The sequence below is a fragment of the Bartonella sp. W8122 genome (assembly GCF_016102485.1).
Lineage (GTDB): Bacteria > Pseudomonadota > Alphaproteobacteria > Rhizobiales > Rhizobiaceae > Bartonella > Bartonella apihabitans.
Genome location: NZ_JACFOO010000001.1, coordinates 45,364 through 66,108 on the forward strand (window position 1 = coordinate 45,364; position 20,745 = coordinate 66,108).

The 20,745-nt window shown below is 46.4% G+C and carries 19 protein-coding genes, 1 other RNA gene and 1 pseudogene; 9 read left to right on the plus strand and 12 right to left on the minus strand.

Annotated features, from left to right (window positions below):
• Window positions 1-58: 58 nt before the first annotated feature.
• The 12 genes and pseudogenes from glmM to H3S83_RS00290 all read right to left on the minus strand — a co-directional run bounded on the left by glmM (window position 59) and on the right by H3S83_RS00290 (window position 14,364).
• Window positions 59-1,411 carry a phosphoglucosamine mutase gene (glmM, locus tag H3S83_RS00235; RefSeq protein ID WP_198238590.1) on the minus strand — a complete coding sequence of 451 codons (1,353 nt, stop codon included), beginning with the start codon at window positions 1,409-1,411 and terminating at the stop codon, window positions 59-61.
• 231 nt (window positions 1,412-1,642) lie between these two features.
• Window positions 1,643-3,817, minus strand: a complete 2,175-nt coding sequence (gene ftsH / locus H3S83_RS00240; protein WP_198238591.1) for an ATP-dependent zinc metalloprotease FtsH — start codon at window positions 3,815-3,817, stop codon at window positions 1,643-1,645.
• 120 nt (window positions 3,818-3,937) lie between these two features.
• The gene (gene tilS / locus H3S83_RS00245) at window positions 3,938-5,287 is read right to left on the minus strand and encodes a tRNA lysidine(34) synthetase TilS (protein ID WP_198238592.1); all 1,350 of its coding nucleotides are present in this window, start codon (window positions 5,285-5,287) and stop codon (window positions 3,938-3,940) included.
• The gene (gene ybgF, locus H3S83_RS00250; protein ID WP_198238593.1) at window positions 5,278-6,327 is read right to left on the minus strand and encodes a tol-pal system protein YbgF; all 1,050 of its coding nucleotides are present in this window, start codon (window positions 6,325-6,327) and stop codon (window positions 5,278-5,280) included. The genes tilS and ybgF overlap by 10 nt, the downstream gene beginning before the upstream one ends.
• Before the next feature lie 115 nt (window positions 6,328-6,442).
• Entirely contained in the window at window positions 6,443-6,934 is a 492-nt protein-coding gene (gene pal / locus H3S83_RS00255) for a peptidoglycan-associated lipoprotein Pal (RefSeq protein ID WP_075869304.1), read from the minus strand.
• Window positions 6,935-7,304: 370 nt separating this feature from the next.
• Window positions 7,305-8,540, minus strand: a pseudogene (tolB, locus tag H3S83_RS00260) (Tol-Pal system beta propeller repeat protein TolB); the annotation flags it as partial.
• Between the two features lie 500 nt (window positions 8,541-9,040).
• Window positions 9,041-10,093, minus strand: a complete 1,053-nt coding sequence (locus H3S83_RS00265) for a hypothetical protein (RefSeq protein ID WP_077993967.1) — start codon at window positions 10,091-10,093, stop codon at window positions 9,041-9,043.
• Window positions 10,094-10,114: 21 nt separating this feature from the next.
• Window positions 10,115-10,579, minus strand: coding sequence for a protein TolR (gene tolR / locus H3S83_RS00270; protein WP_198225661.1), 465 nt, complete (start codon window positions 10,577-10,579; stop codon window positions 10,115-10,117).
• A gap of 13 nt (window positions 10,580-10,592) precedes the next feature.
• On the minus strand, window positions 10,593-11,306 hold the full coding sequence (gene tolQ, locus H3S83_RS00275; protein WP_198225660.1) for a protein TolQ: 714 nt from the start codon (window positions 11,304-11,306) through the stop codon (window positions 10,593-10,595).
• 599 nt (window positions 11,307-11,905) lie between these two features.
• Window positions 11,906-12,580 (minus strand): DUF1013 domain-containing protein, encoded by a 675-nt coding sequence (locus H3S83_RS00280; RefSeq protein ID WP_077972978.1) that lies wholly within the window; start codon window positions 12,578-12,580, stop codon window positions 11,906-11,908.
• A gap of 132 nt (window positions 12,581-12,712) precedes the next feature.
• Complete coding sequence (locus H3S83_RS00285; protein WP_198238594.1) at window positions 12,713-13,714, minus strand: NAD(P)H-quinone oxidoreductase; 1,002 nt, start codon at window positions 13,712-13,714, stop codon at window positions 12,713-12,715.
• A gap of 482 nt (window positions 13,715-14,196) precedes the next feature.
• Entirely contained in the window at window positions 14,197-14,364 is a 168-nt protein-coding gene (locus tag H3S83_RS00290; RefSeq protein ID WP_198238595.1) for a YdcH family protein, read from the minus strand.
• 235 nt (window positions 14,365-14,599) lie between these two features.
• Here H3S83_RS00290 and H3S83_RS00295 point away from each other — a divergent pair, with 235 nt between their 5' ends.
• The 9 genes from H3S83_RS00295 to H3S83_RS00335 all read left to right on the plus strand — a co-directional run bounded on the left by H3S83_RS00295 (window position 14,600) and on the right by H3S83_RS00335 (window position 20,551).
• Window positions 14,600-14,803, plus strand: a complete 204-nt coding sequence (locus H3S83_RS00295) for a YdcH family protein (protein ID WP_077972986.1) — start codon at window positions 14,600-14,602, stop codon at window positions 14,801-14,803.
• Between the two features lie 20 nt (window positions 14,804-14,823).
• Window positions 14,824-15,327, plus strand: a complete 504-nt coding sequence (gene purE, locus H3S83_RS00300; protein WP_198238596.1) for a 5-(carboxyamino)imidazole ribonucleotide mutase — start codon at window positions 14,824-14,826, stop codon at window positions 15,325-15,327.
• Complete coding sequence (locus H3S83_RS00305) at window positions 15,324-16,406, plus strand: 5-(carboxyamino)imidazole ribonucleotide synthase (protein ID WP_198238597.1); 1,083 nt, start codon at window positions 15,324-15,326, stop codon at window positions 16,404-16,406. Before purE ends, H3S83_RS00305 begins: the two co-directional genes overlap by 4 nt.
• Before the next feature lie 189 nt (window positions 16,407-16,595).
• A complete protein-coding gene (ykgO, locus tag H3S83_RS00310) occupies window positions 16,596-16,721 on the plus strand; it encodes a type B 50S ribosomal protein L36 (protein ID WP_075869311.1) in 126 nt (41 codons plus the stop codon).
• Between the two features lie 187 nt (window positions 16,722-16,908).
• Window positions 16,909-17,607, plus strand: a complete 699-nt coding sequence (locus H3S83_RS00315) for a tetratricopeptide repeat protein (RefSeq protein ID WP_198238598.1) — start codon at window positions 16,909-16,911, stop codon at window positions 17,605-17,607.
• A gap of 101 nt (window positions 17,608-17,708) precedes the next feature.
• Window positions 17,709-17,870, plus strand: a non-coding RNA gene (gene ssrS / locus H3S83_RS00320) — 6S RNA.
• A 367-nt stretch (window positions 17,871-18,237) separates the two neighbouring features.
• A complete protein-coding gene (locus tag H3S83_RS00325; protein WP_370541323.1) occupies window positions 18,238-18,825 on the plus strand; it encodes a 5-formyltetrahydrofolate cyclo-ligase in 588 nt (195 codons plus the stop codon).
• 21 nt (window positions 18,826-18,846) lie between these two features.
• Window positions 18,847-19,668, plus strand: coding sequence for a TIGR00282 family metallophosphoesterase (locus H3S83_RS00330; protein WP_198225656.1), 822 nt, complete (start codon window positions 18,847-18,849; stop codon window positions 19,666-19,668).
• A gap of 133 nt (window positions 19,669-19,801) precedes the next feature.
• Complete coding sequence (locus H3S83_RS00335; protein ID WP_198238599.1) at window positions 19,802-20,551, plus strand: YebC/PmpR family DNA-binding transcriptional regulator; 750 nt, start codon at window positions 19,802-19,804, stop codon at window positions 20,549-20,551.
• The last annotated feature ends 194 nt before the right edge of the window (window positions 20,552-20,745 follow it).

Consider the following 20,745-nt stretch of genomic DNA (forward strand, 5'->3'; position numbering starts at 1 on the left):
ACAAAGACTGCTTTTAAAAAAACTCATAAATTTAATATGGGAAAGCAAAAACTACCGGTCAAACAGCGTCTCTTACTTTTTTAAGCGCCTCGACAATCTCGTCAACCACATTTCCGATCAAACGTTCATCATCCCCTTCCGCCATAACGCGGATAAGTGGTTCGGTTCCCGACGGACGTATAACCAGTCGACCGTTTTTCCCCAGACGTTTTTCAGCGTTTTTGATAACATCTTTAACGTGAGCGTCTTCAAGCGGTTTGCCTTCGGAAAAGCGGACATTCTTCAAAACTTGCGGCACCGGTTCGAAGCGATGACACAATTCGCTCATCGGTTTTTGTGATTCTTTTGCGCAACCCAATATTTGCAGCGATGTCACCAGACCATCTCCTGTTGTGCCATAGTCGGAAAGAACAATGTGACCCGATTGTTCACCACCAACATTGAACCCGTGTTGGCGCATATATTCGACAACATACCGGTCGCCAACCTTGGTTCTTGCCATAGTCAGTCCTTTTTGGGCAAGAAACCGTTCAAGCCCGAGATTGGACATGACTGTCGCGACAATACCGCCACCCCGTAAAAGACCATTTTCCAGCCAACGTTCGGCGACAACCGCCATCAACTGGTCACCATCGATAATGGCACCGGTTTCATCAACCATCACCACGCGGTCACCATCGCCATCAAGTGCAATTCCCGCATCTGCCCTTACTTCATGAACCTTCCGCATCAAAGCAATCGGGTGGGTCGAACCGCATTCTTCATTGATATTTGTGCCTGTCGGCTTGTCACTTAGTGTCACAACTTCCGCACCAAGCTCCCACAGAGCAAGTGGCGCGGCTTTATAGGCTGCACCATTGGCACAATCGACAACAATCCGCATACCGTCGAGCCGGACATCGCGCGGCAATGTACGTTTGGCAAACTCGATATAACGATAAATGTCACCTTCGACACGCTTTGCCCGACCGATTTGCGATTGGCCGGCAAGCTGGTTTGTCATATCGGTTTCAATGAGCTTTTCGATTTTCAACTCGATTTCGTCGGAAAGTTTGAAACCGTCCGGACCGAACAATTTTATACCATTATCGAAAAAAGGATTGTGTGAAGCCGAAATCATAACGCCGACATCGGCACGCAGCGAACGGCAAAGCATTGCCACGGCAGGTGTCGGAATTGGCCCTAAAAGAAACACTTCCATGCCACTTGCCGTAAAGCCTGCAACCATTGCATTTTCCAGCATATAACCTGACAGGCGTGTATCTTTACCGATAACAACGCGTCCCGGCCGACCTTGGCTGCGAAAAAGAATCCCAACCGCCATACCGACTTTCATAGCCACATCTGCGGTCATCGGAAATGTATTGGCTTTTCCTCTTATTCCATCGGTACCGAAATATTTAAACGCCATTATATTTTCCTTTTTCGACAAAATTGAAAATCGATAAAATTCTGCCCGCTACCCATACACCTGTGTCTTTTGTTTCGATTACCAATTTTTAAGCCAAAAACCAATGATTTCCTCTATCAACAAAGCTGGTAAAGGCCGGAATTATCAAGACAAGGTTAACATAGCGGCACTTGAATAAAATAAAAGCGACTTGAGTTTATCAAGCCGCTTTGACGTTTTTTAAAATAAAGTTCAGTCCTTTTTATTATCCGGATTATCAGTACCGGTTTCTGTTTCTGCCGATTTTTTAGTCGGCTTATCAATTTTTTTTACCGGCTTTTCGGACTTTTCCGACTTTGACGTTTTTGTTGTCCCCGTCGTCTTTGCCGTCTTTGTTGCCTTGGTCGTCTTTCTGGTCCTTGTCGGCTTTTTCTCAGCCGCAGCTTTTGCTGTTTCGGACTTGTCGGAAGCCTCTGTCTTTTCATCGACTTTATCGGTCGAGTGAAAAACCGCTTTTGCCCTTACGACAACCGACTTCGCATGATCGGATTTGGATTTTTCAGGCGTTTTTCCGGCTTTCGGAACACTTGAAACGTGCGGGGTCGGCGAATCCTTGCCCATATCGCGTGATGGCGGTTTGCCGTTGATGACTTCCTGAATTTCGGCTCCCGTAAGAGTCTCGTATTCAAGCAAACCTTCGGCAAGAGCAACCCATTGTTTCTTCTTCGACGTCAAGGTTTGTTTTGCTGTCTGATAGGCTTCGTCGATAAGACGACGAATTTCGGCATCAATAACCCTTGCTGTCTCTTCCGAAACCTGCTGGTTACGCCCGCCTCCCTGATACATATCTTCCTGACTTTCTCCATAAGTAACCTTGCCGAGTTCGTCGGAAAAGCCCCAGCGTGTGACCATCGCACGGGCAAGTTTTGTTGCCTGTTCGATGTCGGAGGAAGCACCGGAAGTGATGTTATCCCTGCCGAACTTCAATTCTTCGGCAACACGGCCACCCATCATGATTGCCAGCCGCGAAATCATGTAGCGGTAACTCATCGAATATTTGTCACCTTCCGGCAATTGCATAACCATACCGAGTGCACGACCACGCGGGACAATTGTTGCTTTGTGCACCGGATCGGCTGCCGGCATATTGATAGCGATAATGGCGTGTCCGGCTTCATGAAAAGCTGTCAGCTCTTTTTCTGCCGGTGTCATGGCGGAATGGCGTTCGGCCCCCATCATGACCTTATCTTTGGCATCCTCGAATTCCTGCATGGTGACCAGGCGTTTGTCGCGCCGGGCTGCCATAAGTGCTGCTTCATTGACAAGGTTCATCAAATCGGCACCGGAAAATCCGGGTGTACCGCGCGCTACAATCTTCAAGTCGACATTCGGAGCCAAAGGCACATTGCGAACATGGACTTTAAGAATTTCCTCACGTCCTGCAACGTCGGGATTGGGAACAACCACCTGCCGGTCAAAACGACCCGGACGCAACAATGCCGGATCAAGAACATCGGGGCGGTTGGTTGCGGCAATCAGAATAATGCTTTCATTCGGCTCGAACCCGTCCATTTCGACAAGAAGCTGGTTCAATGTCTGTTCACGTTCATCATTGCCACCGCCGAAACCGGCTCCACGATGACGACCGACGGCATCGATTTCATCAATGAAAATGATACATGGCGCATTCTTTTTCGCCTGCTCGAACATGTCGCGAACACGGCTTGCACCAACACCGACAAACATTTCGACAAAATCAGAACCGGAAATTGTGAAGAACGGCACATTGGCTTCACCGGCAACGGAACGGGCGAGCAATGTTTTACCGGTTCCGGGAGGACCAACAAGCAAAACACCACGCGGAATACGACCGCCAAGACGCTGGAACTTTTGCGGTTCACGCAAAAATTCGACAATTTCCTGTAAGTCCTGTTTGGCTTCGTCGACGCCAGCGACATCCTTGAATGTCACACGACCATGCGCTTCGGTGAGCAATTTTGCCTTGGATTTACCAAAGCCCATCGCTCCGCGTGCACCCCCTTGCATCTGACGCATAAAGAAAATCCACACGCCGATAAGAATGACAACCGGCAGAAGCGTGATGAGCAAATTCATGAAGGTGCTATTGCCCGTGCTTTCCGGTTGGGCTCTGACATTGACATTTTTGCTTTCAAGACGAGTGACAAGACCGGGATCATTGGGTGCAAAGGAAAGAACCGTTCTGTTATCGTTTGTGATGCCGGTCAAACGTTGACCTTGAATGGTAACAGTTTTGATTTCTTTATTATCGACCCGTTTCAGAAAATCTGAATACGTTATCTCTCCTGTGCCACCCTGCTGACTATTTCCGTTAAAAAACGAAAATAAAGTAATCAATAAGAGTGCGATGATCCCCCATATCAGGAAGGAACGATAATTTGGATTCATATTAGGTCCACTCAATCTATTTCGCTCTATTGGCTATTACGCTCTATCGGATAAATTTTATTGTAACATATGTGCTTGAAGTTGCCTTGCCAAGGCTGAACATGAGCTTTTCATAATGTTTCATCCAGCTTTTTGGTCATTTTCTTGCGATGTCGACAATGTCATTTCAAAAAAACGGCTTAATATTTTAAAAAGCGGGTAATCATCAGAAGAGATCAGCCAACCGAACGGGCGCATGAATCTCTTGCAGGTGAGATTTTCGGCATGAACAAGTTTTCCCGTAAGAGCCGGAATATCAATTCCCGAACGGCTGAAAATTGCCAATGCTGTCTGTAGTGACAAAAAATGGATCGAACGGGGGTTAATATCTTCTTCCCGCGCTACAGACTTTATATCGCAAAGAGAGGGAACATTTACCCGCACAGCATTGTCCGACCGGTTATCAATACGATAACGGCCATCCCAAATGATCGAAGATTGGGCAGCGGCGACACTTGCTGTCTGGTTTCTCGCCTCGCGCCACAATCTGATATTTTTACCGTTAAGCTCGATCACCGTTCCAAGCAACGTAAAATGATAAAGAGCCGTCCGTTTCTTCATGAGCTGGGTTTTCAGAAATTCAACCTGCGAATCGCTCGCGAGAACCTGCGCTCCCCCAATAATGGAAGCGAGAGCCCCCATGACAAAAGGAAACTCCGGGTCATTCAACTGCTCGTCCGTGACCGCGCTTATCGTACATAAGGCATGTTGCATTGTTATGTCGAGTTTATCGATGAGATCGGCTGCGGCTTTACTTTGTGTGCGCCTGAAAATTGCCGCTTCGTCAACTTTTTTTGCAATGGCATCAACATCCTCGTCTTTGAGGCGTTTGCGAATGCGTACCCGTTCATAATGCGGATTTTCATTTGTCGGGTCGTCAATCCAATCCTGTTTAATGGAGCGTAAATATTCACGCAACTCTTGCCGTTTCACTCCGAGGAGAGGCCGGATCAAGCGTATTTTGCGCATAAGAAGTGATTCACGCGGCATACAGGCAAGGCCGCGATGGCTACCGCGATGCAACCGCATTTCATAAGTTTCTGCCTGATCATTCAGGGTATGACCGGTCATAATGACGCTCGCCCCGACTTTTTCCGCAACAGAAAAGAGCAAACCATAACGTGCTATTCTCGCTTCATGGGACAAAGCTGTCTGAGGTTTCGCATCTGCCCAGCAAACCGTTTCGTGTCTCACGTTAAGACGCTCACATAATTTTCCGACTTCTTCGGCCTCAGCGGCTGATTCAGGCCGTAAACGGTGGTCAACTGTGACAGCGAGAAGTTCGGGGGGATTTCCAAGACCTTTCAAATAGTCACGCAGAAGAAACAGAAGAGACGTTGAGTCCCCGCCCCCGGAAACCGCAGCAATGACTATTTTACAGTTTTCGAAATCTGAAGGCTGAAAGAGTTTTTTGAAATCTATTATTGACACTTGTTGCGACTTTGCTCGTCCTTGACACGTTTCAAAACTGCCGGATCTACAGTTTTGTAACGTTTTGTCACTTCGGCAAAGGTTGCGCAAGCCACTTTCTGTTCATCAAGATGAGCCATGCTCATACCAAGTTTCAACAGATTTTCCGGTCCACGCGGTGAATCTTTGTAATTACGCTGCACATCAATATAGGCTTGTGCCGCTTCACGATAGCGCTTCTGGCCGAAAAGAGATTCGCCAAGCCAGAAACTTGCGTCCGCAATTTGCGGGTCGGTGGAATAGCGCTCCTGAAAAGCACGGAAATCGGCTTCGGCTGAACGGTAATCACCGGCAAGGATATTTTTATAACCGATGTCATAAAGCTCTTTTGCACTGGTTGTTTGTGGAACCGTGGGCAATGCTGTTGCGGTTTGTGTGCCCGACTGACCTTGAGCACCGGTGTCTACTGCATCCTTATTGATACTTCCATTAAGAACATTGCCATTCTTGTCAAATTCAATCGAGCCGAGATCTTTAGGCGCTTCTTGCGGATTTATTTTTTGTCCATTTTCGCTGTTTTGAGGAACACTGTTTCCTGTAGCCCCTTCAACGGAGCTTCCGGCAATAGACTTGCCAGTAGTTTCTTTTGCTGCAGATGACTGCGATGACGATGGCAGTGACTGGGCTTGTTGCGGCGATGACGGCTGTTGGGTCGAACCAGAAGAGCTCGCCGAGCCTCCCTGCAATTGACGCAATTGTTCCTGCATTTGCAGAACCATAAAGTTGAGCTCTTCTACTTTTCCTGTAAGTTCACGCACCTGTTGTTGAAGATCGGTAACGCGGCTATCGGGTTGCGGAGACATTTGTACGGTTTGGCTTTCAACTGTTTTTTTCTTGCCAAAAGGAAAAAGCCCGTTTGCAAATGACGATCCGCCTTGCTCTGACGACGCGCTATAACAAGGCACCAGCACCGACCACGATAAAGCCTGAGCGAGTATAACCGTTGTAGCCAAACGTTTTACCGAACATGCCAATAAATGCGGGGAAGAAAGAAAACCCATAGCTTTGTCCTTTTATGTTCGTATCAATTTTGGTTATCAACCAACTTCGGCGGAAGTTTGACAAAAAAAACGGCCCTTGACAGGGCCGTTTTTGACATTGGAATAAAAATGTAAATTAGCGTGCGTTGTTCAAGACTGTAACAGCGCGACGGTTCTGGTTCCAGCACTGCGGAGCATCGCAAACTGCAACCGGACGTTCCTTACCATAGGAAATGGTCCGCATGCGGTTCGCGGCAACACCTTGTGAAATCAAATAATCGCGGGCGGCAACAGCACGACGCTGACCAAGAGCGATATTGTATTCGCGTGTACCACGTTCATCGGCATGACCTTCAACGGTAATGGTGTATTGCGGATAACGCTGCAACCATTGTGCCTGACGTGTCAATGTCTGCTGGGCATCGGCACGAATACTGGATGAATCAAGATCAAAGAATACGCGGTCACCAACGTTGACTGTAAAGTCCTGCGCTGATCCCGGTTTTGCGTTGTTCAGTCCCAGCGCATTCGGGTCATTCAGGCCGTGTTTGGCGCAGCCAGCGAGAGTTAGCGATAGGACAAATGCTATAGCAAGCGGATTGCGAGCAAGTTTTTGGAAACGGCCCATGTGCCGAGACTCCTTAAAAGTTAGCGGTTGATTTTCAAGGCTTTTAGCTTGATTTGCTTAAAAAGCTCTCAACACGCATGGTTAATGAATACTTACGCATCACTTTTTTATAAAAAATACAAATCCACCGGTTGCTCGCTGATTGAGGCGGAAAGACGGCAGATGTGATTTTCCTTAGCGCGAAATGAGTAAAAAGTCCAATAGCAAGTTGTTCAAGAAAGCCGGTAAATAAAAACACCGTTTCAATTCTTTGAAACGGTGTTCGGTATTTTGAAAAAACCTTCTTGTAGCAAGCCGGAAAAGTCAATTGATGCCATCAAGAAATTGAAAGCTTATGGCCTTTCAGCTTGATAAGGTTGATATAAAATTCCTAATCGAGCAATGGCGACCAGGCCGGATCGGATGCACCATTCGGGGTTGGCAACACACGTTCATTGCGTCCGGTTATATCAATCGTATAGAGCTTTGGCTGCTGCCCCTGATTTTGCCGGAAGAACATGATAACGCGACCGTTCGGTGCCCATGTCGGACCTTCATTATGGAAACCGGAAGTCAACAAGCGTTCACCCTGCCCGTCAGGCTTCATGACACCGATTGAAAACTGCCCCTGTGACTGTTTGGTGAAGGCAATATAATCGCCACGAGGTGACCAGACCGGCGTTGAATAGCTGCCATCGCCGAACGAGATGCGGTGCTGGTTGCTGCCATCGGTATTCATGACATAGATTTGCGGTTTTCCTCCACGGTCGGACTCAAAAACGATCTGGGTTCCATCGGGTGAATAGGAAGCCGATGTATCGATCGCCGGCGTTGTCGTAAGCCGTGTTGTCGAACGCGAACGCAAATCCATTGTGTAAAGATTGGCACTGCCATTATCTTGCAACAAACTCATAATCACCTTTTGACCATCCGGTGAAAAACGCGGTGCAATGGTCATGTTCGGAAAAGTACCGACAAGTTCACGCTGACCGGTTTCGATTTGTTGCAAATAAACCTTCGGGACATTGTTACCGGCATAAGCCATATAGGTAATTTCCTGACGGCTTGGTGAAAAACGTGGCGTTAGAACGAGCTCGCGACCGTTCGAGATATAGGTAAGATTTGCCCCGTCCTGATCCATAATAGCAAGACGTTTGACACGTGCATTTGCTGCACCTGTTTCATCAACGAATACAATGCGCGTATCAAAATAACCTTTTTCACCGGTCATTTTCGTGTAAATGGCATCGGCTATAATATGGGCAACGCGACGCCAGGTTTGCGGTGTTGCATAGAACTGGCGGCCTTCAAGCTGTTTGCCACCATAAACATCCCAGAGACGGAATTCGACCCGTAAACGCCCGTCTGCTTCTTTTGTAACACGGCCGGTTACCAAACCTTGTGCGTTGATTTGTTGCCAATCGGGGAACCGCGGTTGTACATCCGGATTGGAAATACGTTCCAGAAATGACGATTTGTCAATCGGCTTGAAAAGCCCCGAGCGTTCAAGATCGGCGGTCACCACCGAAGAAATCTGTACACCCATCTGGTCACCGGCAATAAAATCGGTCACTGCGATGGGAATCGGGTTAAAATCGGCCGACGAGACAGTTCCTTTCAATTGCGCAAAAGAGGCTTGCCACCCTAGAAATGGCAAAACCATTGACAAAAAAACAAAAATATAAAGGCGCTTATTTTTCTTAATCATCGAAGAAACCATTTTCTTTCCGTTGCCTTAAAGCATTCCACTTTACGTCTTTTTTGTATCGGAATCGTAAAAATTCCGGATGTTTATTCCAATTGCATGAACAGCTTTTCAATCATGACTAAACTGTTTTGAAAAACCGTTTCCAAGCCCTTTCACATCAGATCCTTGCCGACCTATCCAATACCTTCTAACTATTTTCGAGCAACGTCTTGTTTTCTGCCGCTATCATCATTGCGATGAGATAATTTTGCCAAGCCGGAAACCGGATATGCAATCGAAAACAAGATGAACATCGAAAACTGTTTTCCGCCATTATGAAAAAATTATCTCATCAACACCATTGGCGAATAGCAAAGTCGGTTATCTCTCCTATAGTTGTTTACTTTGTTTAATCCCGTCACAAAAATACGTCGCCACAATCAGAACGAATTGAACGGGTCGATTTTCAAATCAAATCCCTGACCCCATTTGTCATATTGGTCACGTGGCAAATCCTCGAACGGCTGACAGGCAAATATGGCCGCGCGTGTCTGGTTAATCAGCAAGTCCACTTTATTGGGGTTGCCACTCATTCCGGTAATGATCGGTTCACCGACAACTTTACCCTCTATGCTCAAATTGAACTTGGCTTCGGCAACCGGATTTTCTCCCGCGACCCCGCCACCGAGGGCGGCCAATTTCAAGTTTTTGGTGATACAGCTTGTTGCCGCATTAACGAGTGTCTGACCAACATCCTGACCATTGCCGATATTTTTCTTGGCACCAAAACCCGCAGGCCCTTGCGAACGGGCAGCACCACCGCCGGATGTGCGCGTTTTATCAATCAAGGCCTTTTCATTCATTGCCAGAATATCATCGACACTTTCACCTTTGGCTTTTACAGCAGGCTTAGGCTCCGCCGGTTTCGGTTTTGCTGTCGGCAAAGGTGCTTTTTCCGGTAAATTCGGGAAAGGATCCTTCTTCGGCTCGCTAGCTGGTTCGGTCGCATCGGCCGATTCTTCCGGCTTCGGCTCTGCCTTATCCGGCTTGGAACTTTCTTCCGGCTTTTGTTCTTCTACCTTCGGTTTTTCTTCAGGTTTCGGAGTATTGTCCGGCTTTGTTTCGGGCGTTTTTGTAGGTGGAACGGGATTCGGATCCGCGTCGGGTGTGCCCGAAGGCGGCGGTGTTGCATCGACATCGCGATCTTTTTCCTTGGGCTTTAATGGCGCTTCATTATCAACCTTGCCATCACCGACATGCTCGGCATCAGGCTTTTCAACCGGTTTTGTGGTCGGTTTCGGTGCGGCTTTATTCTCTTTGGATGCTGTCAACTCGCCCTTTTGTATCGAAGTCGTTTCGGCAATCGGCACCAGAGAAACCGGCAAAGCTTCGGTTACCTCCGCATTAAAATCGGCCGGCGAGGAAAGGCTGATAAGCCCCCAGGTAAGAATCAGGGCATGTGCCGCTACCGATGTTGCCAGACCTGCTTTCATAATATCAGTTTATCGCCAATTTTACTGTTGTGGCAGACTTGCCAATGCAACATTGGTAAAGCCCGCTTTCTGAATGATTGCGAGAAGGTCAAGAACCTTCTGGTATTCTACTGTTTTTGCTCCGCGAACAAAAATACGTTGCTTGGAAGCATCACCGCCTGATGATTCTGTAACAGCATTCAATTTTGCAACAACTTCATCCGGCGTATCATAATATTCCTCATTGACGGCAAGGCGCCCCTGATCGTTAATGGAAACCGTCAAAGGTTTTGTTTCGGTGTTGACGGGGCCGGCTTGCGTTTTCGGTAAATCAAGCGGCACACCATTAACAAGCAATGGTGCCGAAACCATAAAAATAATTAACAGAACCAGCATCACATCAACGAATGGTGTCACGTTGATTTCACTCATCAAGCCACGACGCGGCGCACCGCCACGGCGACCACGCCGTTTTGAACCACCGGAACTTCCTACAGCCATACCCATCTCAGAATTCCTTTTAGTAAGACTGGCGAGAAGTCAATTTCTCATCGATTTGGCGGGAAAGAATGGCTGAAAATTCGTCGGCAAAGCCTTCAAGACGACCGGTGATTTTTCCCGCATCTCCCGACAATTTATTGAAAGCAATAACCGCCGGAATAGCAGCAAGAAGACCGATAGCCGTTGCCAACAAGGCTTCCGCAATACCGGGTGCGACGACAGCAAGAGATGTATTCTTCGAGGCTGCAATGGACTGGAAAGAACTCATAATACCAACAACCGTTCCGAAGAGGCCAATGAACGGACCTGCCGAGCCGACTGTTGCCAGAAACCCTAAACGCGATTCCATGCGGTCGCTTTCGCGGGCAAGTGCAACATCCATAGCTTTATCAATACGGCTTTGCAAACCCATCGGCGAGCGCGCACCCTTTTCAAGTGACTTTTTCCACTCGCGCATAGCCGCCATAAAAATGGCTCCCATGCCAAAGACCCGCCTTTCGCTCAAATTTCTATACAAGTCCTCAAGCGATTGGCCGGACCAGAAAATCTGCTCGAAACGGTTCATCGCATGACGAATGCGACTATAAGCAATCAATTTATCAATAATAATTGCCCAGCTCCAGATAGATGCCAATAGCAAGCCGATCATGACAGCTTTTACAACCCAATTGGCCTGCATGAACAGGCTCCAGATTCCTACCGACGCTGGACTCGCTAATTCTATTCCCGGCATAATGTGTTAATCCCTGAATCCAAACGCCCGGCATCTTTTCACCGGGCGGTCTTAAGCAAAATTCTTTACTTCCCGTCAAAACAACTGAAGCATCAGATTTACCGATAGACCTGCTTCACGATATTTCCCTGCTTCACGTTATTTCTATGACGTTTAAATTTGTTGAAACAAAGGCCAAAACTTGAATATTCCGGCGCGTTTGCTTCGACGATATCAATAGATAAGGATGGTTAATTTTTAGTAATAATAAGTCGGCTAATTAAAAACAAACCTGAACGGGGCAACTTTTAATGGTCTAGGAGTTCAACTTTGGAGGATTAAAAAATCTGCCTTTGCGGGCACAATGATGACAAAGAAACAATATTTCATATGTTAAAAAGCAATTTAATGAATTTATCATTTTAAAATTTAACTTATAACTTCTTATAATTAGTTATAGATAATAAAAATATTATAACAAAAACGTAAAAAATTGTCGTTATTTGACCGACAGAGCTAAGTTTTCGATAAACAAAACCCGCAATTTTTTCAAATTGCGGGGTGAAACGACTAGTTAATTTCCCAACCAATCAAGTCTGACAGCTTGACTGGTAAAAAACTCAGTTATCGTCGTGATTATCACTTTTAAGAGATGAAAGCTTTGCGAAAACCTTATCGGCATCAAGCTCTTCATCCTTGTTATCATTGATTTCAAGATTCTCGGTAGCCGAAGCCGGCAATAATGTGCCGTCTTCCGGTGTCACTGCCGGACGGTTCTTGGCGGCTTTCTCAACTTCTATATCAAGTTCGATTTGCGAGCAGAGCCCGAGTGTTACCGGATCCATCGGCGTCAAATTTGCCGAATTCCAGTGCGTACGATTGCGGATTTGCTCAATTGTCGATTTGGTCGTGCCGATCAAACGGGCAATCTGCGCGTCTTTCAATTCGGAATGATTGCGCACCAGCCACAAAATAGCATTCGGACGGTCCTGACGCTTTGAGAGCGGTGTATAGCGCGGTCCTTTACGTTTGTTTTCCGGAAGGCGAACTTTTGGTTCGGAAATTTTCAGGCGGTAATCATTATTCTTTTCGCCGCGTTCAATTTCATCACGCGTCAATTGACCGGTAATAATCGGATCAAGCCCTTTGATGCCTTGTGCTGATTCTCCATCGGCAATCGCTTTGACTTCCAATGGATGCAACTTGCAAAAAGCGGCGATCTGGTCAAAAGAAAGCGCCGTATTATCAACCAGCCAAACGGCTGTAGCTTTGGGCATCAATAGTTGTGTTGCCATAACATTATCCTCTCGTTCGCCCGCTCCGGTGAGGCGGGACGTGGAATAGACCACATTTTCCGGGAATTCGCCAAGCCTTATAAACCGAATTTTATAAAACGACAAGACATGAGATGAAACTCGCAATTCCCCTCAATCGATTTCGAGAATAATTTTGCCAATATGGGCGCTTGATTCCATGCGTTCATGGGCTTTGGCGGCTTCTGCAAGCGGAAAAACCTTATCAATAACCGGATGAACTTTTTGCGTTTCGAGGAGCGGCCAGACTTTTTCCTTTAATTGCGCGGCAATGGCAGCTTTGAAGGCTGTGTCACGTGCCCGCAACGTCGAGCCGGTATGAATAAGCCGCTTTACATAAATATAGTTGAGATTGACTGTTGCCATAGAGCCGGAAAGATTGGCAATCTGCACAATGCGCCCTTCAGGAGCAGCAATTTTGTAATTCTTGTTGACATAGTCTCCCCCGACCATATCAAGAATGACATTGACACCTTTTTTATTGGTAAATTCCTGAGCCTTGCTCACAAAGTCCTCTGTCCGGTAATTGATTGCAAGATCGGCCCCGAGTTTCAAACAGGCTTCGCATTTTTCCGCTGTTCCTGCTGTGGCAAGCACCTTGGCACCGAAAGCTTTTGCCAATTGGATAGCTGTCGTGCCAATGCCCGAAGTGCCACCGTGAACAAGAAAAACTTCACCCGATTTCAAATGTGCGCGATCAAACACATTGCTCCAGACGGTAAAGAAAGTTTCAGGCAGCGCCGCCGCTTTTATAAAATCATAGCCATGTGGAACAGGCAAAACATTATCGGCAGCAACAGCCGCATATTCGGCATAACCTCCACCGGCAATCAGCGCCGTGACTTTGTCGCCAACCTTCCATTGTTTGACTGCAACACCAAGCTCGACAATTTCACCGGCAACCTCCAAGCCCGGTAGTGGCGAGGCTCCTTCCGGCGGCGGATAACTCCCCATCCGCTGGAAAACATCCGGACGGTTCACACCGGCTGCACGAACACGCACAAGAACTTCATTGTTCTTTATGTCCGGAATGTTGACATCAACGAGTTTGAGCACTTCGGGCCCGCCTTTACCGGCAATTTCAATAGCCTTCATTGTCTTTTTCGAGACAGTCATTGTAAACCCTTTCTTCAAACTTCCGACATTCGTGCCAATCTTGCCCTGACATAACAGTCTTGCTCTGGCATTTTATGTGTAAATGTCTTTCATGACATATGGTCTTTGCCCCCGCAAAGTCTATTTCCGTGCAATTTCCTTTTATCCAGAACCATTTTTGCGCAACAAAAACTTTATGCCCCCCTGTGATACGGGAAATTCATGTTCAATGAAGTAATAGCAAGAAATAAGGCTTAAGCCAAAAGAGTGATTGTCAAAAAACTTATACATTATTTTTAACGGCACATTGTACAAGTAGCCAGCGACACTTTTGTAAACAATTTACAAAACCGTGTTATAAAAAACGCCTCGTTTGGTGTGAAAATACACCTTGTCCGGAAAGGGAAGATCTCCCCCTTTCCTTCATGCAAGTTTCATTCAGGACAAAATAATTTTGTAACCTGTTTCAAACAATCGATAAAACTTTAAATAATCAATTAAAACTAAAGCGTTTTGAGTTTTTCGATCTCGTCCTTGAGAGCAAGCTTCTTCCGTTTGAGTTCATTAATGGCAAGATCATCAGCCGAAGGCGAAGCCATGGCTTTGTCGATTTCTGTTTCAAGCTCCTGGTGTTTACGTTCCAAAGATGCCAGATGTGCTTCAGTTGCCATAACTATGCTCCTTATTTCTTTGATATTAACTTCATAATTCTTGCGAAGCCTTTTCCAATCGGCAAAGAATAGCTTTGCATCTTTAACATGAATTGTCGACTTTAAAATGAATTACCACAGATTTTGGCAATTAAACATTTTCGCAATTTTTCTTTCGTGGTATAGGCGAAAAAATGACGATGGGCGACAACAATGCCCGATGAACAAGCCCCATGCAAAATAGGACGGCCGCTAAATGTCTGAACAGGAACAGGTTGATGTCAAATTGGCTGTTGCAAAATTGAAGCAGGAACATGCAGATTATGATGCAGCAATTGACGCAATGATAAAAACAGGCTGTGACCAGTTACAAATCCAGCGGATGAAAAAAAAGAAATTGGCGATTAAAGATCAACTGCAAAAACTTGAAGATCGTATTATTCCCGACATTATTGCATAAAAACTATGACAGGAAAAAATATGGGCACGAAAACACATGATGTTGCCATTATTATGGGCAGCCAATCCGATTGGGAAACAATGTGTCATGCTGCCGAAACACTGGAAAGTCTTTCCATAAGCTATGAAGCAAGAATCGTTTCGGCTCATCGCACTCCTGATCGCTTGTATAATTTTGCCAAAGGCGCCAAAAAGGCCGGTTTCAAGATTATTATTGCCGGTGCCGGAGGCGCTGCCCATTTGCCGGGAATGACTGCCGCAATGACCAGTTTGCCTGTCTTTGGTGTTCCTGTTCAATCACGTGCATTATCGGGGCAGGATTCGCTTCTTTCGATTGTGCAAATGCCGGCGGGTGTGCCAGTTGGAACACTTGCCATCGGAAAATCGGGGGCCATTAACGCGGCACTTCTTGCCGCTTCTGTTCTTGCCCTTTCTGACAAAGCCCTTGCCGGTCGGCTTGATGAATGGCGTGCCAATCAAACGGCCAATGTTTCAGAATTTCCCATCGATGAGGTGAAAAAATGAAAAGTCTTGAACCAGGAGATACAATCGGCATTATCGGTGGTGGGCAGCTTGCCCGTATGATGGCAAGTGCCGCTGCACGGCTTGGATTTCATACAATTATTCTTGAGCCGACGCCGGATTGCCCCGCCGCACAAACAGCCAATCGTCAAATTGTTGCAGATTATGATGATGAAAAAGCATTGGATGAACTCGCCAATTTATCCGATGTGATCACTTACGAATTCGAGAATGTTCCGGCACGTGCCGTTGACCGGCTTGCTAAAAAAGCCACTGTTTTGCCAAAACCGGCAGCACTCGAAGTTTCTCAGGATCGCTTTACCGAAAAGAAATTTCTGAATGATAGCGGAATTAAAACGGCTCCGTGGTTTCTTGTCGACAATCGTCAAATGCTGATTGCCGGTCTCGGCAATGTTGGCGGCAAAGGCATTCTGAAGTCACGCCGATTCGGTTATGATGGCAAAGGACAGGTGCGGCTTGATAATCCGACCGAAGAAGAAATTGATCAAGCGCTTGCCGATATCGGCAATGTGCCTGCCATTCTTGAAGGATTTGTTCCGTTCAAAAAAGAAATATCGGTGATTGCCGCACGTGACTTTAATGGCAATATTGCCTTTTATGACTGCCCTGAAAATGTTCACCGTGATGGAATTTTAAGGACATCGACCGTTCCGGCCTCTATCGACAAAAAAACCGTCGAGGCAGCGCAAAAGGCTGCAAAAACAGTTCTTCACGAACTTGATTATATCGGTGTGATCGGAGTGGAATTTTTTGTTCTCAAAGATGGCTCGGTCTTGGCCAATGAATTGGCACCACGCGTTCACAATTCCGGCCACTGGACCGAGGCTGCCTGCCTTATCTCGCAATTCGAGCAGCATATACGTGCAGTCGCCGGTCTTCCTTTGGGGAAAACAACGCGGCATAGCAATTGTGTGATGGAAAATCTGATCGGCGAAGATGTGAAACGCTTGCCCGATCTATTGGCGGAACCGCAAACTTTCATCGACCTTTACGGGAAAGCGGACATAAGAGCGGGAAGAAAAATGGGGCACATTATAAGACTGACCGGTCGTGCCGAATAACAGCAAAACGACAGGCTTGAACGTCTCCAAAGCGTGATTCTTGATAGAGTTTGACAATGGAAACACTATTTTTGCGTGATTTAGAGTTGACAAACCCTCTATCGTCAGGCTATTTGACCGACGAAATTCAAGCCCGATTATGGGTCCAATCCTTTTACCCGGCGACGGGTTATACAAACGGTGATTGAAATGAAAATTAAAAATTCGCTCAGAGCGCTCAAGGGTCGTCACCGCGACAACCGCATGGTTCGCCGCAAAGGTCGTATTTATATTATCAATAAGACCAACCCGCGCTTTAAAGCCCGTCAGGGTTGATTATTCGATATATGATTTAAAAAGGCTCCATTATGGGGCCTTTTTTATTTTGCACTATATTCCACCATTGCTTCAATTCCCTCATCATTATAATATTGCTGCCATAATATGTGGCGGGCGTTGAAAAACAAAATCATCTGTCGCGCACTTCATGTGACAAAGAAAAACGGCCCTGACAGAGGAAATCATGATGAATAAATGGAAAATTCGTTTTTTCATAATTTCTCTGTCTATTATAACGGCTGTGTCGCCTTCTTTAGTGTTTTCTCAAGGCTTGCCGGAACTTCCACCACAAGAAGACCCTGATTCTCCGCCATTATCACCGGAAGATATGATTCCCGACAAACCGTCACGGGAAGAAGCATTGCCCGATCTTGGAAAAAATCAGAATGCAGCACAAAAAAAGCAGGCTGAACTTGACCACTTGCTTGCTGTTTTGAAAAGAACCGCCAATCAAAAGGAAGCGGCAAAAATCAGTCGCCAGATTCAAGGCCTATGGTCGCAATCGGGAAGTGATACGATTGATCTTCTTATGCAATGGGCTGAAGATGGTATTAACCAGCAAGACTATGCCAGGGCGCTTGATTTTCTTGATAATGTGGTGGCCTTGCAGCCCGATTATGCTGAAGGATGGGCGCGTCGTGCAGCAGTTCATGTGCAATTGAATGACCTGAAACTTGCAATGAGCGATCTACAACGTTCCCTTGAGCTGGAACCCAGAAATTATAATGCCCTGTTTCTCGTCGGGTCGATTCTGGAAATGACAGGGCGCAATAAGCTTGCGCTACACGCCTATGAAGATGCATTGCAAATTTATCCGCAAATGCAACGCGCGCAAAAACGTGTTGGCGACATTCTTGAAGAACAAACCGGACGGGCTATCTGATTTCTTCAAAGATTTCGGGATTTAAATAAAACTTGCAAATTAAGTTTCAAAAACCTGATTGTGGACTGGTAACAAGTCGGGACTTCACCTATATTGGCCGAGGCGTTCTGCTCTTCTCGACAGGAATAACTGCATCCCCGGGGCCTTATTGATCTCTAAGGGAGCTGTCCCTGATTAGGCTCGTGGGCCTTTTCATATGGCGCCCACCTACGTTGTAGGTTTCCCGGGATCAAATACATTCCACCGGTTGCTGCGGATCGCCACTTTCATGTCTCAAATTGTATGACGCATAAACGATAATCAGTTCGTCCTTTTAAGCCATAAACCATTTCGATTTCGAGCTGCCCTTCTCTTCCTGCTTCAAATTTATCCTCTTCACATTGACCTTACAATCATCTTCAAATTGTTTCGATTAATGACCGTAATTTCTGCCCCTTGCCGATCTTTGTGAGGATTTGTGATGATTAAAGAAGCCATGGCGGTTATCGTCACGATTTAAAGGTTTCCACTGTTCTCTTGATACGATTTTTCAAAACAGCTTTGACAAAACCGGATGATCGTCCATTATCGTTAAAGTTAATCCGGATTTTAACAATAAATTGCAGAGCAGCTTTGAAGAAATAAACGGAAGTGGAAGACGTTTCTCGCAAGATGACCAACAACAAAAAAACGCTTCGACAGGAAGCACTGGCAAGACGTGACCGGATGCGGCAAGAACAGCGCGTTATCATTTCGCAAAAACTCGTCGATGAGCTTCAAAAGCTGCTTGCCATTTTAAAAGGCAAAACTGTTGCAGGTTTCTGGCCGATCAAAAGCGAAATTGACCCGCGCCCGATTATGTTGGCACTGAAAGAACATGGATTTAAACTGGCTCTACCTGCCATTATCAATAAAACAAAAATGGTTTTCAGAATTTTTGAAGATGAGGGAAAACTCGTTGATATGGGCTTTGGTACCGTAGGGCCATCCGAAGAAGCGAAAATTGTTACGCCGGAAACACTCCTCGTTCCGCTTTCGGCTTTTGACAACAAAGGAAACAGAATTGGTTATGGTGCCGGTTACTATGATCGGGCAATTGCAAGCTTGAGAGAAAACGGGCATAACCCTTTATTGATAGGACTTGCTTTTGATTGTCAGGAAGTTCCATCAATACCGGCCGAACCTCACGATCAAAAATTGGCAATGATACTCACCGAAAGTGGTTTAAGATCGTTTTGAAGAGATGTTTAGAGTAGAATTATGAGATTTTTATTTTTAGGTGACATGGTTGGCAAATCCGGCCGCACAGCAGTGTTCCAGAAGCTTCCGGGCTTGATATCAAGTCTTAAACTCGACTTTGTTGTCGTTAACGGCGAAAATGCAGCTTCGGGCTTCGGCATTACCGAAAAAATCTATAATGAAACACTGGAAGCTGGTGCAAATGTTGTAACCACCGGTAACCATGCTTTCGACCAGAAAGAAACTTTAAATTATGCCGATCATGCCGACCGGTTTTTAAGACCTGCAAATTTCCCGAAAGGAACGGCAGGCAAAGGTTCGGGTGTCTATATAGCAAAAAACGGTGCGCGTGTGCTTGTTGCCAATGTTATGGGACGGGTATTCATGCATCCTGATCTTGACGATCCGTTCGAGGCAGCCGAACGCATTGTGGGAGAGTGTCCGCTCGGCGAGCAGGCCGATGCCGTGATTTTTGATTTCCATGCCGAAGCCACAAGCGAAAAACAATGTTTTGGCCATTTTCTTGATGGTCGCGCCAGTGTGGTGGTGGGCACCCATACCCATGTTCCGACAGCCGATTATCAGATTTTTAGTGGCGGTACGGCGTTTATGTCGGATGCCGGTATGTGTGGCGATTATGATTCGTCACTCGGTATGGATATAGAAGAGCCGCTTAACCGTTTTGTTACAAAAATATCGCGTGGCCGCTATGAACCGGCAAGTGGGCCTGCAACCATTTGTGGGCTTGCGGTTGAAATTTCCGACCGCACAGGGCTTGCAGAAAAAGTATCCGCCTTGCGGCTTGGACCGCGATTGGAAGAATGCTTGCCGGATTTTTGGTGAAAGATGCGCAACTCTTTACCTTTTCACTCGTTTTCCGTATAAGGCGCTCATTCAGATTTTTATTAGAACATTGTCCGACAGGATACTTCGATCATTCCAAGGCTCGCTGTCGGTGAAAACCGAAAGGTGATCTATGTCAGGCCATTCACAGTTTAAGAATATTATGCATCGCAAAGGTCGTCAGGATGCGATGCGCTCGAAGATGTTTTCCAAACTCGCCCGCGAAATAACCGTTGCGGCCAAGCTTGGTGTGCCGGATCCTGCGATGAATGCCCGTCTACGCTTGGCTGTGCAAAATGCGAGAGCCCAGTCCATGCCGAAAGACAATATCGAACGGGCAATTAAAAAGGCTGCCGGTAACGATAGCGAAAATTATGAAGAAGTCCGCTACGAAGGTTACGGTCCGGCCGGCGTTGCTGTTATTGTCGAAGCTTTGACAGATAATCGTAACCGTACAGCCTCCAATGTCCGTGCCGCTTTCACCAAAGCAGGTGGTGCATTGGGTGAAACTGGTTCGGTCGGCTTCATGTTCAATCGTGTTGGCGAAATTGTTTATAAACCGGACGCCGGTGACGCAGACAAAGTTATGGAAGCAGCTATTGAAGCCGGTGCCGATGATGTCCAGTCTGATGAAGATGGCCACGTCATTACCTGTGCTTTTGAAAATGTCGGCGAAGTTTCCAAAGCACTTGAAGCCGCACTTGGCGAAGCCGAATCGGTCAAAGTCGTCTGGAAGCCGACAACAACAACACCGATTGATGAAGAAAAAGCCGAATCGGTTCTTCGTCTGATTTCTACCTTGGAAGAAGATGATGACGTTCAAAACGTCTATGCCAATTTCGAAGTCAGTGACGAAGTCATGGCAAAGCTTGCCGCCGAATAAGTTTATTCTTGAAGTTTCCAATTGAATTGTTCCGGCTTTCGGGTGTTTTTTAAACCTCCCGAAGGCCGGTTTTTTATTGAGGCGGCGAATTTATTTTCCGTTCTCCGGATTTATTCACCTCTTCAAAAACCATTTGTTTGTTGAAAAGTAGGTTTTTCAGGAACGGGCTTTTTATCGGACTTTCTGTTATTTTT

Bases quoted from the DNA above. Each gene is read 5' to 3' on its own strand.
- glmM (WP_198238590.1), bottom strand. From the start codon at position 1,411: ATGGCGTTTAAATATTTCGGTACCGATGGAATAAGAGGAAAAGCCAAT.
- ftsH (WP_198238591.1), bottom strand. From the start codon at position 3,817: ATGAATCCAAATTATCGTTCCTTCCTGATATGGGGGATCATCGCACTC.
- ybgF (WP_198238593.1), bottom strand. From the start codon at position 6,327: ATGGGTTTTCTTTCTTCCCCGCATTTATTGGCATGTTCGGTAAAACGT.
- pal (WP_075869304.1), bottom strand. From the start codon at position 6,934: ATGGGCCGTTTCCAAAAACTTGCTCGCAATCCGCTTGCTATAGCATTT.
- H3S83_RS00265 (WP_077993967.1), bottom strand. From the start codon at position 10,093: ATGAAAGCAGGTCTGGCAACATCGGTAGCGGCACATGCCCTGATTCTT.
- tolR (WP_198225661.1), bottom strand. From the start codon at position 10,579: ATGGGTATGGCTGTAGGAAGTTCCGGTGGTTCAAAACGGCGTGGTCGC.
- tolQ (WP_198225660.1), bottom strand. From the start codon at position 11,306: ATGCCGGGAATAGAATTAGCGAGTCCAGCGTCGGTAGGAATCTGGAGC.
- H3S83_RS00280 (WP_077972978.1), bottom strand. From the start codon at position 12,580: ATGGCAACACAACTATTGATGCCCAAAGCTACAGCCGTTTGGCTGGTT.
- H3S83_RS00285 (WP_198238594.1), bottom strand. From the start codon at position 13,714: ATGACTGTCTCGAAAAAGACAATGAAGGCTATTGAAATTGCCGGTAAA.
- H3S83_RS00290 (WP_198238595.1), bottom strand. From the start codon at position 14,364: ATGGCAACTGAAGCACATCTGGCATCTTTGGAACGTAAACACCAGGAG.
- H3S83_RS00295 (WP_077972986.1), top strand. From the start codon at position 14,600: ATGTCTGAACAGGAACAGGTTGATGTCAAATTGGCTGTTGCAAAATTG.
- purE (WP_198238596.1), top strand. From the start codon at position 14,824: ATGGGCACGAAAACACATGATGTTGCCATTATTATGGGCAGCCAATCC.
- H3S83_RS00305 (WP_198238597.1), top strand. From the start codon at position 15,324: ATGAAAAGTCTTGAACCAGGAGATACAATCGGCATTATCGGTGGTGGG.
- ykgO (WP_075869311.1), top strand. From the start codon at position 16,596: ATGAAAATTAAAAATTCGCTCAGAGCGCTCAAGGGTCGTCACCGCGAC.
- H3S83_RS00315 (WP_198238598.1), top strand. From the start codon at position 16,909: ATGATGAATAAATGGAAAATTCGTTTTTTCATAATTTCTCTGTCTATT.
- H3S83_RS00330 (WP_198225656.1), top strand. From the start codon at position 18,847: ATGAGATTTTTATTTTTAGGTGACATGGTTGGCAAATCCGGCCGCACA.
- H3S83_RS00335 (WP_198238599.1), top strand. From the start codon at position 19,802: ATGTCAGGCCATTCACAGTTTAAGAATATTATGCATCGCAAAGGTCGT.